Below are 16539 nucleotides of genomic sequence, written 5' to 3'. Positions count from 1 at the left end.
ACAGCACGGCTTTCAGTCCCGCAGCCCTGGTTGCGGCCTGGCAGGAACCGGGACTTATTCCGCTTGGACAAACTACGAGAGGCCTTGTAGAAGAGAGGCCGGGCCGGGAATTTGTAGACTATGCAGGAAACTGGCTGCTGGCAGGTCTACAGAATCGTATTGAGCAGAAGGCCAGGGCAGGAACGGCCGAACAACTAGCCGAGCAGCTGCGGAAGAGCCGGCCAGAACGGCGACAGCCAGTTGAGGATGATCATCCGAAAATCGTTAGAGGGAAGAGAGTGAAATTTTAGTGGTATGATGAGTAAGGAGCTGGTAAATCTTGGATTTATTGAGCTATTTTAGATGTCCAAACCTTCTCATCTGTTACCCGTACCTTATCTTACCCGAACCTAAACCTGTCAAAATTGAATAAGAACATCGCTTTTATCGGAGGTATTCACGGTGTCGGAAAAAGTACCGTCTGCAAGCGTATTTGTGAAGACTCCAAACATGTCCTCGATGTAAAATCAATATCGGTACCATCATGTTTTTCGAAAATTCTAAAGAGTCTACAAAATCGCTGATATGAGAGTTTTACTGGATACAAACATTGTGATTCATAGGGAAGCCAGCAAGGCTGGCAACCAAGACATTGGTATGGTATTTAAATGGTTGGATAAGATAGGCGCCTCAAAGTGTATTCACCCGATCACGGTGATGGAGCTAGCACGATTCAATGATGCCAATGCTGTTAAAGTAATGAATATCAAGATTGGTAGTTACCATCAACTTAAAACGATTGCCGCATTCGAGGGGGCAATTAAAGAACTTAGTGATTTGGTTGACCGCAACCAAAATGACGTAGATGATTCTAAAATATTGAATGAGGTTTACACTGGTCGCGTAGACATATTGATCTCAGAGGACAGAAAGATACATAGAAAAGCTATTCGTCTGAATATCCCCAAAAGGTTTTTACGATAGACGCGTTTCTGGAAAAGGTCACCGCAGAGCATCCCGAACTTGTTGAGTATAAAGTTTTAGCTGTAAAGAAGGAGTATTTCGGGAACGTCAACCTAGAGGATACATTCTTTGACAGCTTTAGAGAGGACTATGCTGAATTCGACAAGTGGTTCATTAAGAAGAGCGATGAGGTTTCCTATGTTTGCTACCAAGATGGTATTTTGTCTGCCTTCCTGTTCATTAAAGTGGAATTAGCAGATGAGAATTATGCTGATATTAACCCGCCTTTTAAAAGAAAGAGACGACTGAAGATTGGGACTTTCAAAGTAACGAGTAATGGCTATAAACTTGGAGAGCGGTTTCTAAAGATAATATTTGACAACGCGCTGAAGCAGAAAGTCGAGGAAATTTATGTAACGATTTTCGATAAGCGACAAGAACAGGTTAGGCTTATTAAGCTGCTGGAAGAATGGGGTTTCAACTTTCACGGTACTAAGACCACGGTTAATGGAGACGAGGTTCTTTTTGTAAAGAAATTTGTAAAAGGAAAAGCGGATCCAGCTAATCCCAAGAAAACTTATCCCTTTCTACAATGGGATAGTTCGTTCTTTATAGTACCGATCTATCCGGAATATCATACAGAGCTTTTTCCTGATTCGATGCTTAGAACGGAATCTGCTATGGATTTTGTAGAAAACAAACCCCATAGAAATGCTGTAAGTAAAGTATATATAAGCAGATCATACGAACGACGGTTAGATCCCGGAGATCTTATCGTCTTTTATAGGACCGGGGGAGTTTATGGAGGTGTCGCAACCACCGTGGGGATAGTTGAGTCTGTCGTAACAGATATTCCCGACGAAGCAACTTTCGTGGCCCTTTGTAGGAAGAGATCGGTTTTTACGGACGATGAATTAAAGGAACATTGGAATTTCAAAAAAAACAATCGCCCCTTTATAGTCAACTTCTTATACTCGTTTTCTTACGCTAAAAGGCCCACTCTTAAATGGTTGAACGAAAAAGGTATAATCCCAAATGTTTTGGATATGCCTAGGGGATTCCGAAGAATAAGTAAAGAAGATTTTATTACTATTGCAGAATATTCAAGAAACGTATGAGAGTGCTATTGTCGATAAAGCCAGAGTATGCCAACAAGATTTTTGATGGAACTAAGAAATTTGAATTCCGAAAAATTTTATTCAAGAATCCGGAAGTTAAAACAGTTGTCGTGTACGCTTCTTCTCCAGTTCAGAAAGTTATAGGGGAATTTGAAATTGAGAAGATTTTAAGTCTAACTCCTGAGCTTTTATGGGAAAAAACTTGCCATTTTTCCGGTATATCGTCAAAATTCTTTTTTGAATATTTTGCTGACAGATCAGTGGCGCATGCGATTGAAATTAAGAGTACTAAAAAATATAAGGAACCCAGATCAATCAAAGAAGAATACAATGCGATACCTCCCCAGTCTTTTTTATACCTAACCTAGCTAATTTACATCCCAACGAAATGATATAATCTAAAAATTGTAAAGGAGTTAGATCATTCAAGTAAGATTTGTGCAATTGCAACAAATGACTCTGTAATATTCCCTTAGATTGCTAAGAAGGGTGATGTTTTGAATTGGATCGGTTGAATATAAAGGCACCGTGCATTCAAACAATAATACATTAATATTTAAGCCCTCATAATGATTGAGCGAAGCTATTCATAAACGGATTGAGTATGCTGCAAGCATTGAGTCAGCAGCGAGAACGTTTTATGATTTGAATACGATAAAACAACTATCTGGTAGTCTTTTGATAAAATATAAATCAGATCGTTGTTGATTTGTGGTATACAAACTGGGAATAACGCTAGTAAAAATCTGATATAGGTCGCAAAGGACCAAAGAGTTTTGCCGTAATTATAGGCTTTTCGTTGCTTGCTACCTTGAATTCCTTTTCAGCAGTTAGGACATCATTGGCCCTAAGATAATGCAGTTTGCCTTCCAGAGTCGCTAATTTACTTTGAGGTGCCGTCATATAAACGTAGGTATCTATTTTCCTGATGGTGATTTCGCAAAGGAAAGGATTAACTCCATTCTTGGGCCCTTGGTAAAACATATCAAAAGTATTCTTATTCATGGCTTTTACGTTAAGAAGGTAGGTGTCTTTCTTCTCGCCGGCGCTTAATTTGGTTAGCGTGTAAGAAATGCTAATACCGTTTTGTTCAAGTACAGAGGTTTCTTGAGCTATCCCAGTAAGAGCAAGCGTTAAAAAAGCCAAGGTTAATAAATGTTTCATATAATCAATAAGGTTAAGCAAATATAGAAAATATGGATAATCTGATTTATGATATAAATCAGATTATCCTAGTCTAAGTCATGAATGTCCATCCAAAACATACTTATACCGCCGCTGAGCCCATGCGAAAGTTCCGAACAGGATTCCTGAATAGACAAGGTTGCCTAGTAAGGTTCCTTTTAAAAATGGAATGCCAGCGACATAGCAGGTAATCAAACCGGCAAAGTTCTGCGGGTATGCACCACCTAACCAGACCGCGAAATTGGTGATGAGGAAAAACAGCGCTGTAGCCATCAGGCTGGCACCGGTTACACGGGTAACGGTTACTTTTTTTAACATCAGCATCCCGACAAGGCTTATCAGCAGATAACTTCCGTATTGCCAGTAAAATCCCGGATAGAACCAAACAAAGGATGTGAAATATTCGGCATATACTACATTGTTGATTAACAAGTCGCTAAGCCAGGTTGCTGCAATAGGGATGAGGCAGATTTGCCATATCTTTTTGAAATAAGCGGCGCCAAATAAGCCGATTGCCGCCAAGGGTGAAAAATTGGGCATTTGCGGAAGTAGCCGGCAGCAGGCTGCTAATACAATCAGCAGTAGCAGCAGAGTGGTTCTCAAATTGATTTTCTGTGAAGTGTTCATCTTTTTATTCTATAAGTGAATTTGATTAAGTTGTCGGTCAGAAGCTATGCTTAGGTGGGTAACTGAGCCATAACCGGGGTTGAGCCTGAAGCTGTTTTTGAGCGGTAGATCCAGAACCAGGCTGATCAGGCTGCGTATATTCCCCGCATGGGTGACGATTCCAACCGTTTCGACTTTCTTATCCAGTAGCTTGTTTAAAAATTGAGCGCTGCGTTGATGAAGAGCCAGGTAGTTTTCGCCCCCGGGTACAGGCTCATTCACGAAATCGTTCATCCACCTGTTTAATGGTTCCGCAGCGATGTCTTTCCAGGGCTGCATCTCCCATTCGCCGAAATGCATCTCCTTCAGTAAATCGTCTTGAATAACATCAGGCGATAGTGTTTGGGCTAAGGTTAAACATCGGTTGAGCGGACTGCTGTAGACGCAATCGAACTGTATCGGGACCTTAGTGCGGACTAGCTGCGATTCTTCATCGAACAGATCCCCGTTGAGAAAGATATCGGATTGTCCGTAGCAAATCCCCTTCTCGATTGCAGGGCTCGTATGTCGGATTAAATAAACTTCCATTGGCCGAGGCAGTATAAAAGAATGACAACAAAAGCGAGTTGTTGGGTTGCGCCCAGGCAGTCACCTGTATATCCTCCTATCCATTTTTGGAAATAGGAGGAAAGGTACCTCTTCAGCAAATACAGCGGAATCATCACCAACAAGATAGCATAGTGTTGAAATATAAATAAAGCAGGCAGAAGCCATAGCAGGCAAATGATAAAGTCTGTATTGGAGAGCTGCTTGGCCAGTGGTTTTACCTTGCTGCTGGCGTCTTCACGTGCATACTCGTGACTGCGCATGATCATGACTGCCGTAAAGCGGCTGCCAACATGGGCCAGAATGATCGATTTGATACAATAAATCACGCCTATTTCCAGTAGGCTGGTCAGCGCGAAGATTTTAAAAGAAAAAAGAAGGATGGTGCCGATAACACCGTAGGCACCCACCCGACTATCTTTCATGATGTCAAGAATGCGTTCTGAGGTCCAGCCTCCGCCAAAGCCGTCGCAAACATCAGCAAACCCATCTTCATGAAAGGCACCAGTCATAAGGACGCTGACAGACAGGGCCAGCAAAACTGATATGGATGGGGGGAAGATAAAGTGGCAGGCATAAAGTGTGCTCGCAGCCATGAGTCCGATCATCCAGCCAACAAGCGGGAAATAGCGGGTAGCCTTGTTCAAATAATCTTCTGAATGGTCAACCCAGGAAGGACATGGGATGCGGGTATAAAACATAACCGCTGTAAAAAATACCCGAAGTTCGTTTCTCATTATTCTGATGTTTTTTGTGAAACGCCTGCTGATTCAAAACTGGCCATCTCGTTGAGAAAGCGGACGGCGCTTTCAATGATCGGATAGGCTATAGCGCATCCGGTCCCTTCTCCCACACGCATGGATAAGTGAAGAAGCGGGCTTGCATCTAGGTGGCGAAGTAGATTTTTATGTCCTAGTTCATCACTTTGATGGCAAAAGACTGCGTTCATGGTGATCTCCGGGTTGATGCTACGGGCACATAGAAAGGCTACGCTGGCAATGAACCCGTCGACCAGGATGATCATCTGACGTTGCTGAGCTTTAAGCATACCACCGCAGATCTGTGCGATCTCGAAGCCACCAAAGCAACGAAGTGCTTGTGATACCTCTGCCGGCGCAGGATGACTGACCTTCGCCCGCTCTAGAATGTGGAGCTTTTTGACAAGTTGCTCATCACTGACTCCGGCGCCTTTTCCGACGCAATCGGTTAGGGGAAGACCGGTAAGGCAACTCATCAGCAAACTTGCTGATGAGGTATTGCCTATACCCATTTCGCCAAAACCGATGACATTGCAGCCCTTTTTCGCCTGCTGTTCAACCAGGGCAGCCGAGCGTTCAAAACAAAATTTCAGTTGTTCGGCAGTCATTGCTTCCTCATGAAGGAAATTCCGGGTACCCATTCCCGCTTTTGCATCAATCAAGGGAGTGTCGGGGCTGAACTCGAAGTTCACACCGGCATCCACCACGTGGAGTTCAATCCCATGCTGCCTGCAAAAGACGTTGATGGCGGCTCCGCCCTGAAGGAAGTTTTGCACCATCTGCACAGTAACTTCCGCAGGGTAGGCACTGACGCCAGAGGCGGCGATACCATGATCTGCAGCAAAAGTTAAAATCGACGGATGGCTCAACTCTGGATTGCTGCAGTTTTGCAGCAGACCGATCTGCAAAGCCAGTGCTTCCAGCCTGCCCAGTGCACCCAGCGGCTTTGTCTTAAGGTCAATCTTTTGCTGAAGATGTTGTGCCAGGGTCACGGTTGACAAATGGATTACTTGTTAATGAATACGACATTATTAGGATTGATACCCACGGTAATGGAATACTTCTTCTTGCCTTCTTTGTCGAAGCAGAATACTTCGCCACCCGTTGTGTAGTTTTTAGCGTCTGTTACAAATACTTCTCCTGTTAATTCATCGACTGCCAGACCGTAGGGACTGGTAATCTTTGTGTTGTCGGTAATGAAGTTTTCTTTTTCCAGCTGCTCAGTTTTGACATTAAACACCTTTAGTTTGCCCCCTGACGCCGGAATATAACCATAATCGCCGCTGATGACCATGGAGCCACCGGAGAAGTTTACGGCTGTTTTAACCTGGTCTGTTTTGCTGTCGATTGTCGTCATGCTTGATTTGACATCAGCGTAATTGCCGGTAGACAAGACATAGACATCACCATACTGGTCTGCTACTACGCCTCTTGGATTTTCTCCTACAGTAATTTTCTTGGTTTCCTGTAAAGTCTTCAGATCAATAACAGAAACCGTATTGCCATAGTTGGGATAGTCTAAACCACCTGAGTTAGCCACATAAAGTTTTCCGTTCGCAATCGCCATTTGCTCGGGGTTTCTACCCACTTTGATGTACTGCTCGATTTCCATAGAAGCAGTGTCAAGTACAGCCACGGTTCCATCAAAGTTGGATATGTAGCCCTTATTGCTGTTAAATGTGATGTATCGGGGCTGTCTGCCGACGTTATTTTGCTTCAGATCGAGCTTCTTAATAGAGGCACCGGTGTGCGGATTTACGATTTCCAGGGTGCTGGAGACGTTTACGACGATATACATTTTGGATCCATAGATCTTCATATCGTTTCCGGTATCACCGAGGCCCCGCCCGTTCACACTAGCGAATTTATCGGTAATGAGGCTCCTGTCTTCGTAGTTGAAATAACTAAGGGAGGTATTGTTGGCGTTAAAAAGTCCTTCGCATAATACATAGATACCTTTGCGCTCGGCTTGTGGAAGCTCGGGTTCAGCTTCCGGACGGTCGTCTTTTTTACAGCCTTGAAAAATGCTTGTTCCCAGAAATAGCGCGATAAAAGCGAATTGTTTTAATTGTTTCATTGTGATTAAATTGTGATTTGAAAAGAAAGCCTTAGCGAACGACCCGGCATAGGAAAGCTGCGTATGAAGGCGTAAGATTGATTGAAAAGATTATTTACTTCAGCAGTGAAGCTGATCGGATATTTGGTTTCCAGCTGATGGCTGAGGGATAGATCGCTTACAGAAAATCCTGGAACATAGTATTGAGGCAAGTTTTCACTCAGGTAGTACCGTGATGTAGAAAGAATATGATTATAATATACTCCGGATCGTTTGCTGCTGATGCCGGCGTTGATGGCAACGGTATGTTTTGGGGTGTAAGGAATCTGATGAAGATAGACTGATGACTTAGGATCTGTAACATCAATAGCCTGCTGGTAAGTGTAGTTGCCGGATAGGCTGAAATCGAGCTGTCGGCCTAATGCAGACTTGGTTTTAATCCCCAGATCAAGTCCTCGAATATCGACTTTTCCGAGATTCATCATGGTCCAGGTGAACAGATCCTTATTCGGTATGGCAATGATCTTATCTTTTACGTTATTGTAGTAAGCATCGGCAGTAAGGCTAAGGAAATAGACGAATGTATTGAAGGTCTTACTGTAAGTGAGGCCCGCGTTGTACTGCTCTGCGTATTCTGGCTTGAGATCGCGTCTGCCTGAACGGGTATAATACAGGTCGTTGAAGGTTGGATTCCGGAAGATGTCTTTATAAAATAGCCGGAATTGGAGGTCTGTTTGGTCGAACGGCTTATAGGTAGCCGATATGGTGGGCGACCAAATGCTTTTTGAGGGACTTGCAGTTCCTTTCTCGACCCACTCGGTTATTGTGGTGTTTAAAAGCGTAGCATGTATGCTCAGTCTGTTGAAAAGAAATTTAGAAGTAAGGGCGCTAAAAGCGGTGAGACGGCTAGGGTAAGCATAGTTATACAGATCCATATCCAGCTTGTTGTATGTAAGGTCGCTGGCCAGGGATAATTCCCAGATCCCGGAAATGGGGTAGGACAGAGCGACAGACTCATAGAGCTCTGTTTGCTTGAAACGCTGATCCAGGATGCCTGCCTGGTTGAGATAATCGGGATCGGTATACCGCAAGTAATTATGGGCGAATTTCGCGTTGACGAGGAACTGCAGCTTGTTTGGAAAATGATGCTGATAGCTGCTTTGCAGGAAAAGATCTCTGTTCCAAAGGTGCTGATTGGAGTAAGGGTTGTAGTAGACTACCGCCCCGGGAAGTCCGCGGCTGGATTGGGAATAGTTGATGCGGAACTGGAGGCGGTTACTGTCTGCTCCGTTCCAATACCAAGCCGCGTCAGATTGCATAGTGCTGAGTTGAGCATTGGTACGGGTGGCCAATGTGTCTGATCCATCGCCATCTACCTTATACTTATATCTTCCATGTGACTTTTGCCAGCTGCTGTTTACGTTTAAATACGATCGCTTGCTGATTTGTCTTTGCCATAAAATGTTTGGATGGAGCAGGCCGAAGGATCCTGTTTTAAAGCCAAGTTTGACTCGTTGTTTTTTATCGTCCGCGAATTGAGGGGCCAGGCTTTTTATCACCAGCATGCTGGCAGAGGAATACGCCCTTGCAGGTTGCAGCAGCTCAGCAGAATGTCCGTTATATAATGTAATGGAGGCTACGTTATCCAGATTGATCTTGCCCAGGTCGATTTGTCCGTTTTGGGCATCGCTCGTTTGTACGCCATCTAGTTGAACACCGGTATGGTTTGCGCCAAGGCTTCTTACAGAGACTGTTTTTAAGCCGCCGATACCTCCATAATCCTTGATGTTTACTCCGGAGAAGTTTCTTATGGCGTCGGCTACGTTGTAAGCCGCCAGGCTTTTGAAGTCACGTGCGGAGATCTGCTGAGCGGGGTTCAGGCTATGAACGTTCTGGGGGAGAACGAAGCGAACGGACACTTCCTTTAATACATTGCTGGTGTCTGCCTGTCCGAAGAGACCGGCGCTGACGAAAAGAGTGAATACAAGGGAGAGTAACCGTTTTTCCATACCTGAGTTTTTGCACAGCAAAGGGTATAGTACGGCAATGGAAATACACGCGGCATCTTCATTCCAGCTTCAATCCCCGAAAGCTATGAATTCTAAAATGCAGTGGCAGGTATTCTGACTTACTCCCCTCGGTATGGTCTTCCCATTCACAACAGTGAACAGTGACACTAAAATATACCTTAGTTTAAATGGAGCTTACAGCTACGGGATAGTTCCGGATTTACACCGGATTCCCTTTTAATCCTTTCCGATTACTCGAATTAGGAACCAAAAGCAGCGCAAAGATATCATAATATACTTCTGTTTGTGAGGGGAGCGACATAATTAATCGTCTTTAACTCATTATCAAAAGCTTGAAGATACTGGTTGATAGGTGGTGTGCGGTCCGGCCCAGGTGTCTGAAATGCTAAGTAGCTCTTCACAAATGCTATATTTTCCTATGCCTACATTGTGAAAAATCGCGGTTCGATCTATTCTCTTATCAAAAAAATAGCGTTATTGAGGTTACAAGGTAATAACTAGAAGTTACAGCCATTCAACGGAACTAGCAACGAATTTTGGTTTTAATACGACTTTAGGAAAAGTTACGAAACTTGGTCTTAATTTTGGTGCAAGTGCTAAATCTACTACCATTAGAAATTATAGCATTGTTTCTAATTTGGGTGATGATGATCTTGGAACTGCAGCGATGGCATTTTCGGATGAGATTATTTTCGAGGCTGTTCCTTTTTATGAGCAACATCTTTCTACCTTTATCATCCCAGCCTATGAAACTGGTTACATTCTTTTCTCAGTAATTCCTCGGCAATAAATTATAATTTACATGCATAAAGATCAAAGAATTCTAATCTACTCTATAGCCACGATGATGATGTTTACTTTGTCGTGCACAAAGTTTGATGTGGTCGATGAAGCCGAAAAACTTAAGGGAAAGTATACTGCAGTATCTGCATACCTAGACCGTCCCGCAGATATAAATTTTGATGGATTTGACTCGATTGATCTTTTGCACGAAATTCCGGATATAAAAAGTGCGCAATTAGAACTTATTGGAACAAACGGATATAACTTATATTCTCATTTTTGGCCTGAGCAGTACTTCCTATATGGAAAGCCTTCAAGTGTATACTCCCCTGACGTCAAGATAATTTACGAAAAAAAAGCAAGCTACGGCGAATTTCAATTAAATAAAGATATTTCTGAAATAATTGTTCTAGATAAATCTTTATTAGAATTCGTCAAACCATCTAGAATTCAGCTATTGGAAGAGAATGAGATAAACATTTATTTTGATAAAACGCTTTACACTAAAGTCGGATGGCAGGACTTTCACATTACGGTTAGATATAGACGATACACCTCAACCTTTTAGGAATGACATAACAATTCAATGACGTGCTTCGAATCAGTAACTATACTGTTTGGAAGCACGTCTAAAGTCCCATGGAGCAATCGGGTTTGGCATACTCCATATGCCTTTTTGATTTTTTCGGGCAATCTTCTCCAGGTTGGAAAACTTAATTGATTTATCAAAATATTTATAATGCCAGGCTAAACCTGCTTTTAATAATTCCTCATTTAAATTTTCACCTGTTAAAGCGAAACAGAACCTAAATAGCTGGCTAATTAGTTGGCTTGGAATTGAAATATTAATAATTACGCGTACATACACACAATCATTGAAATAATGATCGTGGTCATATAATTTCGAATATCATAAATTAAACAAAGAAAAGAACAAAAATTGTGTCGTGTAAAACACTTCATAAATTACAAACTAGGCTAAATTAAAGTCCTCAGGGCTGGTTACCTTGAGGCTTTTTTGACTTCTTCCCATACCTAAATCACATCATTTATACTCCCCCTGATTTCTTTTGTTGGAGGTGACCATTTTAAATACCTGTAGGCAGTGACTTTGCTAATCTTATAGACTTTAGCAATTTCCGATATATCCATTTTATCAGCATGATATTTAAGCTGCACGGCTTGCGCTATAGCTTGCTTATGAGGTGGCAACCCAGGGGGTCTACCGCCTTTCCGTCCTCGTGCTCTTGCTGCATTAAGACCAGCCTTTGTCCTTTCGCTGATGATATCCCTTTCGAATTCAGCCAGAGCTCCAAAAATGTTGAAGGTAAATCTACCGGTAGCCGTTGCTGTATCTATTCCATCCTTTAAAGAAACAAAGGACACCTCCATTTTACTCAGGTCCGAAATGAGGGAAATCAGATCTTTAAGAGACCTACCAAGACGATCCAGTTTCCAGACAATCAAAGTATCCCCTTTCCTTAATCTGGAAAGAAGCTTTTGCAGCTCCAGACGTTCCATATTTTTCCCTGACCCTTTCTCTTTAAATATAAGCTCACAGCCGTAAGCACTAAGGGCATCCAATTGTAGATTTAAATTCTGATCTTGTGTACTTACTTTTGCATAACCAATTTTCATAAGCCCATCCCCCATTCGTTTGATCTGTTAAGATCTTGCATCTTTTCAAACTCGGCAATTTCTTTTTTTAGCATTCCCGCATACTCCATATGCATGAAACTTCTGAAAATGGTAATATCCTGATTAGCCCTGGTGTCGAGCAGAGCTTGAATATAGTCGGCCTTTGATTTTTCGTTAACAATGGCTAAAGGCAAATTATAATAAGCCTGAATGTAGTTCATCAATAGCCGTGAAGTTCTTCCATTACCGTCATAAAAAGGATTTATGCTCACAAAGCTAAAATGCGCATCAAAGGAAAGATTTACTTTGTCCTCCAGTGTCAATTTTCCAGACATCCGGGTGTCTATATCCTGAATTAAGTTTTCAAGCAATGACGGCACTTTGCTGAAATTTGGAAAGTACGTAGCACCCGCAGATACATTTCCTTTCCGCAACTCGCCTTTCGAAGCATCAACCTGGCCGAAGACAGTCTCGTACACACTCGCTGTACTCTTAAGAACTCTTGCATTCAATTCTCTTACAAATTCTACCGTTACAGGTGATTTTCTTTTGGCTTCTTCAAGGGCAAACACCAGGGCATCGTAGTGATCTTTGACCATGAGCGAATACGAAAGGGGTTTGCCTTTGGGTGTCAGATCCTCAGTAATTAGTACAGCGGTCTCCACATCTGTTAGCGTGGATCCTTCTAATACAGTTGAATGGTGAACAACTGCAATATGATTAAACAACTCCTTGTTGATGGTTTGATCAATACCGAGACGCTTATATTTTTCTATATACTTTGCTATACTCATTTTCAAATAAGAGTATAATGTAAATTTATGATAAATAGATTTGTGAAACAAGTTTATGAAACACATAAGAGCCAAAAAAAGGGACATTTATTAATTCCTGAAAAATGTCTAAAAACGGACGTTTTCTGAGACCGTTTTAACATAGCCAAAAAAGTGAACGAGCGGATACTCCCGAATGGAATAGAAATATCGATATTGTAGATTTATGGGTTAGCTCTTTTACTTGACATAAGTGAAATTATCGCTATCTCTCATTCTCATAAAAGGAAGATTATCGACACCCATCTTCTTATCAGTGAAGAGCACGACCGGAACCGGTGTCAAATATTCGTTTTATGAGACAAAATCATGCTAAACCCAATCATGCTTTCCCAACGGTCTATTCACAATTGTCACTTGTTATTTATCACCTAGTATTACTTTCATCATTTCATGATGGTTGTTTAGAAAATATTTGGTAACCATATAGTGTTCCGTGTTCTCGTATTTTACTTTATTTATTCCCGATTCATCAAGTTGATAGATTGTGGCATTGGGGTAGGCTAGTAAAATTGGGGAATGTGTAGCTATGATAAATTGAGATTTCTGGGACACAAGTTTGTTGATTATTGCAAGTGCTTCCAATTGCCTGGAAGGTGAAAGGGCTGCTTCTGGTTCATCAAAAATATAAAGACCTTTTCCCTTAAGCTTCAGGCTTAACGCAGCCATAAAGGACTCTCCATGAGATTGGCTATGAAGAGATTTGTTTCCGTATTCTACTAGGTAGTCTAAGTCTTCCATATATGTAGCTACGTTGTAAAAACTTTCGGCCCGTAAAAAATAGTAGTCTGAAGGCTTTTTAAAGCTCTTAACGGTCTTCAGGTATTTGAACAACTGGGAACCATTGTTATGGGTTTGAAACTGAACGTTTTTCGTCCCACCTTCAATCCCAAATCCAAGACTTAGTGCAATTGCTTCTATGAGTGTAGATTTGCCAGTTCCATTCTCGCCAACAATAAAAGTCACGTCAGCGTGAAACTTTAGAGTTGACAAACTTGAAATCGCTGGAATGTTGAAGGGGTATGAATGAAAGGATGGAACAATGTCCCTTTGAAAACATATTTCTTGTAAATAAGGCTTGGCTTCCATAGTCTTTCCACAAGGTATATATATTAAATTAAAGTTTTTACGTCCATATATAATCTTGGCCTAAAACTCTATTTTAGGTGCTTCTAATGACTGGGCGCATGTCTGGATATTCGTGGCCACCTTATCTACGCAAATAACTTTAAAGATAAGATGCAGCAATTCTTTTTTGTGCCCTTTGTAATCGCGATTTCAAAAACTTTATTGTTGGTGGATAGGTGTAATTTTGATTATATACAAACAGGCCTTCCAAGTATCGCTCTGCTATCCAGATTCTCTTTTAGAGTTGAGCATTCTGAGGGTCGAAGAGAGAAACTGATCGTTCATTTTGTAACTCATAAAGTGAAATAATTATAAAATTATCTATTTAGTGAGAATTTTTTTAACTTGCTTGAGAAAACTAACCAAGTTCTATCCTATGAAGATGCTTAAACTCCGTATTTTAGTAGTGTCTTTATGCTGATATCAATTTCAAATTCTTGTAAAAATACCAGTGATGAAGTGGTAGATGTATCACCTTCTTCAATCTCTAATGATCTCATTGAAAAAGTAGAAAGGTTTCATTCTCTTCAAGTTGAAGCCAACATAAAAGATGATTTGAATAGAAAATCAAAAATTAAAACTAGTGCAATAAGTACTGAAAAAATTAAAACAATAGAACCTATGTTTTAAATACTAACTTTAGCATAGCCAATTATCCTCTCATGAAAGCAATACTGAAGTTTGCTGTTCTTTCCGGTCTAACCATTTTGTTATTTTCCTGTAAGAAGAATGATGAATAAAAATGTGTGAAGGTTAAGTATCTTTCAACCTACTGTCCTAAGCCAGGCGCTGCAGTAGTTCAAGTTCAATCAGGATCTTTTGAGGGCCTAGTTTTGCTTAATGTGCCTGAAAATTATCGTGTTAAGGATAAGATTTTCTATGTTACCTACCATTATGACCCGACGTTAGATCATGAGGATAATATCGCTTGTCCTCTTGATAAAGCCTATACACACGCAAAAATGTATACGGTTGATTCCGTTGGCGAGCAGAGTTGCAACGAATAATCCAGTTTATATTACAACCTAATCCTTATCTTAAAACAAATTGCCTTTGATATATCAGAGCAAGTTTGTTGTAATTGACTTCTCAATTACAGGTTTTGGGTTGCTGATCGAATATTCTTCACTTAATTTATTTATATGAATATGCAATCCGAAAATCAAGCGTCTTATTACTGGTATTTTGACAAAAAAGTTGCGGTAAGGTTCAACTTAAAGTCTTGGCTCATTAAAACAGATGATGTAAGCGAATCATCTGTTGCACAAAGATTAAGCAGAAATGCTTCTGAATTGAAACTCATCAAGCCTCTGAACGCTGAATTCGCAAGAATTGATTTTGACGAACCAATGGAATTCACAGCTGAGAGACGACAAAGTGAAACCATGATACCTTCTCTCACAGTTGGAAATGATGTTGACCCGGTTTTCATGACTGGAAATATCGTTCTTATGCCTAATGAAAAAACGGATATTGAGGATTTCTGCAACCTATGGCGTAGGAATCATAAGTAGACTTAATTATGGTGCGTATTTAATGACAGTTTTAGACCCTAGCTCCGTACTGGAAACTGCAAATAAAATACACGAAAGTGGAACAGTTAAATGGTGCACTCCGGACTTTTTTGCGACGACGACTCCTACCTCTGACCCTCTATTTAGAAACCAATATTATTTATTTCAACAATATCGGGCGATAGCTGCTCTTAAATATCTGTTCCACTCGCCTTTTGCTACATGCAACTCCTTTTCAAAAATATCTTCAAGGGCGGTATAGGTCATAGCTTTTTTAAGCGCTTGGAAACCACCTTTATCATATATTAAGTGACAAATCATACCATGTATGGCGCTGCCAGGGTTAGTATAAGGGTCTGTATACCAAAAGTCTTCCAAGTTATTCAGGTCTACCTCAGGATGTTGCTCAAGGTATTGATTCACACGTTTAAGGTGCCAGCTAACTGGTCTGCCCATACTGCCTCCGTAAAATACAGCAAGTCCTTCGATTAATGGAGACTGGGGGTGCAAGCGATTTAAATAGACGTGTACCACTTCATGGAAGTAGTTTTCACCTAAGCCTCCACAATAGACTTGATTATCAATGTCATCCGATATTCCTCCAGGCTTATCTTTGTTCCCCATTCCAACGACAAAATCAAACCCTCTAAGTTCGTCAAGTTCATCTTTTGTATTTGCGAGATAATACTTGATGTCAATGGGCTTCAGATTCCACTCTTTTTCTAACATGATAACGTCTGCCACTAAGCTATCTGCACGTTTTGCATTGAATTTGTGGTATGGCGGGTAATGGAAGGTTATATTCCTGACCTTGTTTTGTTTCCAAGCAGCAATGTTAATTTTAATTGGGGAGACAAAGTAAGGTTTGTCCTTATCGAATGCCACATAGCTATTAGTAATCGCCATCGTCGCAATATTGTTCGATGAGTCAGCGTAGCTGAATTGCGTCTTAAAATGTATATAATTCGGTTTAGGCTTTATATACAACACAGTGCCCTTCTTCATCCAGGAATAGAGTGGAGACTCATTTATTGCATAAATAATCTGGTCTGGCACTTTTCTCTCTTTTAGTTCTTCTGCTGTCCAGTATTTAGAAAAATCAGGGAGTGACTTCCCATTGAAGCTCGCAAGGTACGATTTGTAAAAAGCCAGTGCTTTTTGGACCTCGACTCCTGATGTATCAACTCCAGGGTTTATGGATATCTGGGCTCGAGCATTTATAGAAAGAAAGACTATCAACGACAGTAATGAATTTCTAACCATGTATATATTCATGAAGAGACTGGTTTAAAAGTAAACCAATTTAGACTTAAAAAGCGAATTCTTAAACCAGCGGTTCACT

18 protein-coding genes, 1 pseudogene and 1 riboswitch are annotated in these 16539 nt (G+C 41.2%); of the genes and pseudogenes, 7 read left to right on the top strand and 12 right to left on the bottom strand.

What is annotated here, in order from left to right; all coding sequences use genetic code 11:
- From B0I27_RS17590 to B0I27_RS17265, 4 genes and pseudogenes are all read left to right on the top strand, one after another.
- Positions 1 to 290 (top strand): annotated as a pseudogene (locus B0I27_RS17590) (hypothetical protein); the annotation flags it as partial.
- 274 nt (positions 291 to 564) lie between these two features.
- Positions 565 to 963 carry a PIN domain-containing protein gene (locus tag B0I27_RS17675; RefSeq protein ID WP_219905040.1) on the top strand — a complete coding sequence of 133 codons (399 nt, stop codon included), beginning with the start codon at positions 565 to 567 and terminating at the stop codon, positions 961 to 963.
- Between the two features lie 224 nt (positions 964 to 1187).
- Positions 1188 to 2060, top strand: coding sequence for an EVE domain-containing protein (locus B0I27_RS17670; protein ID WP_219905039.1), 873 nt, complete (start codon positions 1188 to 1190; stop codon positions 2058 to 2060).
- A complete protein-coding gene (locus tag B0I27_RS17265) occupies positions 2057 to 2428 on the top strand; it encodes an ASCH domain-containing protein (protein WP_106295698.1) in 372 nt (123 codons plus the stop codon). Before B0I27_RS17670 ends, B0I27_RS17265 begins: the two co-directional genes overlap by 4 nt.
- A 367-nt stretch (positions 2429 to 2795) precedes the next feature.
- Here the strand turns inward: B0I27_RS17265 and B0I27_RS17260 are convergent, their stop codons facing one another.
- From B0I27_RS17260 to B0I27_RS17230, 7 genes are all read right to left on the bottom strand, one after another.
- On the bottom strand, positions 2796 to 3224 hold the full coding sequence (locus B0I27_RS17260) for a hypothetical protein (RefSeq protein ID WP_106295696.1): 429 nt from the start codon (positions 3222 to 3224) through the stop codon (positions 2796 to 2798).
- Positions 3225 to 3302: 78 nt separating this feature from the next.
- Positions 3303 to 3872 carry a DUF6580 family putative transport protein gene (locus B0I27_RS17255; RefSeq protein WP_181276822.1) on the bottom strand — a complete coding sequence of 190 codons (570 nt, stop codon included), beginning with the start codon at positions 3870 to 3872 and terminating at the stop codon, positions 3303 to 3305.
- Positions 3873 to 3881: 9 nt separating this feature from the next.
- On the bottom strand, positions 3882 to 4439 hold the full coding sequence (cobC, locus tag B0I27_RS17250; RefSeq protein WP_106295694.1) for an alpha-ribazole phosphatase: 558 nt from the start codon (positions 4437 to 4439) through the stop codon (positions 3882 to 3884).
- Positions 4424 to 5194, bottom strand: a complete 771-nt coding sequence (locus tag B0I27_RS17245) for an adenosylcobinamide-GDP ribazoletransferase (protein ID WP_106295692.1) — start codon at positions 5192 to 5194, stop codon at positions 4424 to 4426. Before B0I27_RS17245 ends, cobC begins: the two co-directional genes overlap by 16 nt.
- Entirely contained in the window at positions 5194 to 6207 is a 1014-nt protein-coding gene (gene cobT / locus B0I27_RS17240) for a nicotinate-nucleotide--dimethylbenzimidazole phosphoribosyltransferase (protein WP_106295690.1), read from the bottom strand. Before cobT ends, B0I27_RS17245 begins: the two co-directional genes overlap by 1 nt.
- A gap of 14 nt (positions 6208 to 6221) precedes the next feature.
- Positions 6222 to 7292, bottom strand: a complete 1071-nt coding sequence (locus tag B0I27_RS17235) for a DUF5074 domain-containing protein (RefSeq protein ID WP_106295688.1) — start codon at positions 7290 to 7292, stop codon at positions 6222 to 6224.
- A gap of 5 nt (positions 7293 to 7297) precedes the next feature.
- Positions 7298 to 9280, bottom strand: coding sequence for a TonB-dependent receptor plug domain-containing protein (locus B0I27_RS17230; RefSeq protein ID WP_106295686.1), 1983 nt, complete (start codon positions 9278 to 9280; stop codon positions 7298 to 7300).
- Positions 9281 to 9367: 87 nt separating this feature from the next.
- Positions 9368 to 9567, bottom strand: a riboswitch (cobalamin riboswitch).
- A gap of 536 nt (positions 9568 to 10103) precedes the next feature.
- Here B0I27_RS17230 and B0I27_RS17225 point away from each other — a divergent pair.
- Positions 10104 to 10652 carry a hypothetical protein gene (locus tag B0I27_RS17225; protein WP_106295684.1) on the top strand — a complete coding sequence of 183 codons (549 nt, stop codon included), beginning with the start codon at positions 10104 to 10106 and terminating at the stop codon, positions 10650 to 10652.
- A 33-nt stretch (positions 10653 to 10685) separates the two neighbouring features.
- Here B0I27_RS17225 and B0I27_RS17940 read toward each other — a convergent pair whose 3' ends face one another.
- From B0I27_RS17940 to B0I27_RS17205, 4 genes are all read right to left on the bottom strand, one after another.
- Positions 10686 to 10952, bottom strand: a complete 267-nt coding sequence (locus B0I27_RS17940) for a thermonuclease family protein (protein ID WP_106295682.1) — start codon at positions 10950 to 10952, stop codon at positions 10686 to 10688.
- A gap of 167 nt (positions 10953 to 11119) precedes the next feature.
- Positions 11120 to 11737 (bottom strand): recombinase family protein, encoded by a 618-nt coding sequence (locus tag B0I27_RS17215; RefSeq protein WP_245925547.1) that lies wholly within the window; start codon positions 11735 to 11737, stop codon positions 11120 to 11122.
- On the bottom strand, positions 11719 to 12516 hold the full coding sequence (locus B0I27_RS17210; RefSeq protein WP_106295680.1) for a Fic family protein: 798 nt from the start codon (positions 12514 to 12516) through the stop codon (positions 11719 to 11721). The genes B0I27_RS17215 and B0I27_RS17210 overlap by 19 nt, the downstream gene beginning before the upstream one ends.
- A gap of 399 nt (positions 12517 to 12915) precedes the next feature.
- On the bottom strand, positions 12916 to 13644 hold the full coding sequence (locus B0I27_RS17205; RefSeq protein WP_106295678.1) for an AAA family ATPase: 729 nt from the start codon (positions 13642 to 13644) through the stop codon (positions 12916 to 12918).
- 785 nt (positions 13645 to 14429) lie between these two features.
- On the opposite strand from B0I27_RS17205, the gene B0I27_RS17195 reads away from it, so the two are divergent.
- Positions 14430 to 14690 (top strand): hypothetical protein, encoded by a 261-nt coding sequence (locus tag B0I27_RS17195; RefSeq protein WP_106295674.1) that lies wholly within the window; start codon positions 14430 to 14432, stop codon positions 14688 to 14690.
- Between the two features lie 135 nt (positions 14691 to 14825).
- Positions 14826 to 15197: a hypothetical protein gene (locus tag B0I27_RS17190; RefSeq protein WP_106295672.1), complete on the top strand. Its 372-nt coding sequence runs from the start codon at positions 14826 to 14828 to the stop codon at positions 15195 to 15197.
- 165 nt (positions 15198 to 15362) lie between these two features.
- On the opposite strand, the gene B0I27_RS17185 is transcribed toward B0I27_RS17190, so the two are convergent.
- A complete protein-coding gene (locus B0I27_RS17185; protein ID WP_106295670.1) occupies positions 15363 to 16472 on the bottom strand; it encodes a hypothetical protein in 1110 nt (369 codons plus the stop codon).
- Positions 16473 to 16539 lie beyond the last annotated feature (67 nt).

This window comes from Arcticibacter pallidicorallinus (assembly GCF_003002875.1).
In the GTDB taxonomy this organism is placed as follows: Bacteria; Bacteroidota; Bacteroidia; order Sphingobacteriales; family Sphingobacteriaceae; genus Arcticibacter; species Arcticibacter pallidicorallinus.
This window is presented reverse-complemented; position numbering and strand designations above follow the sequence as displayed.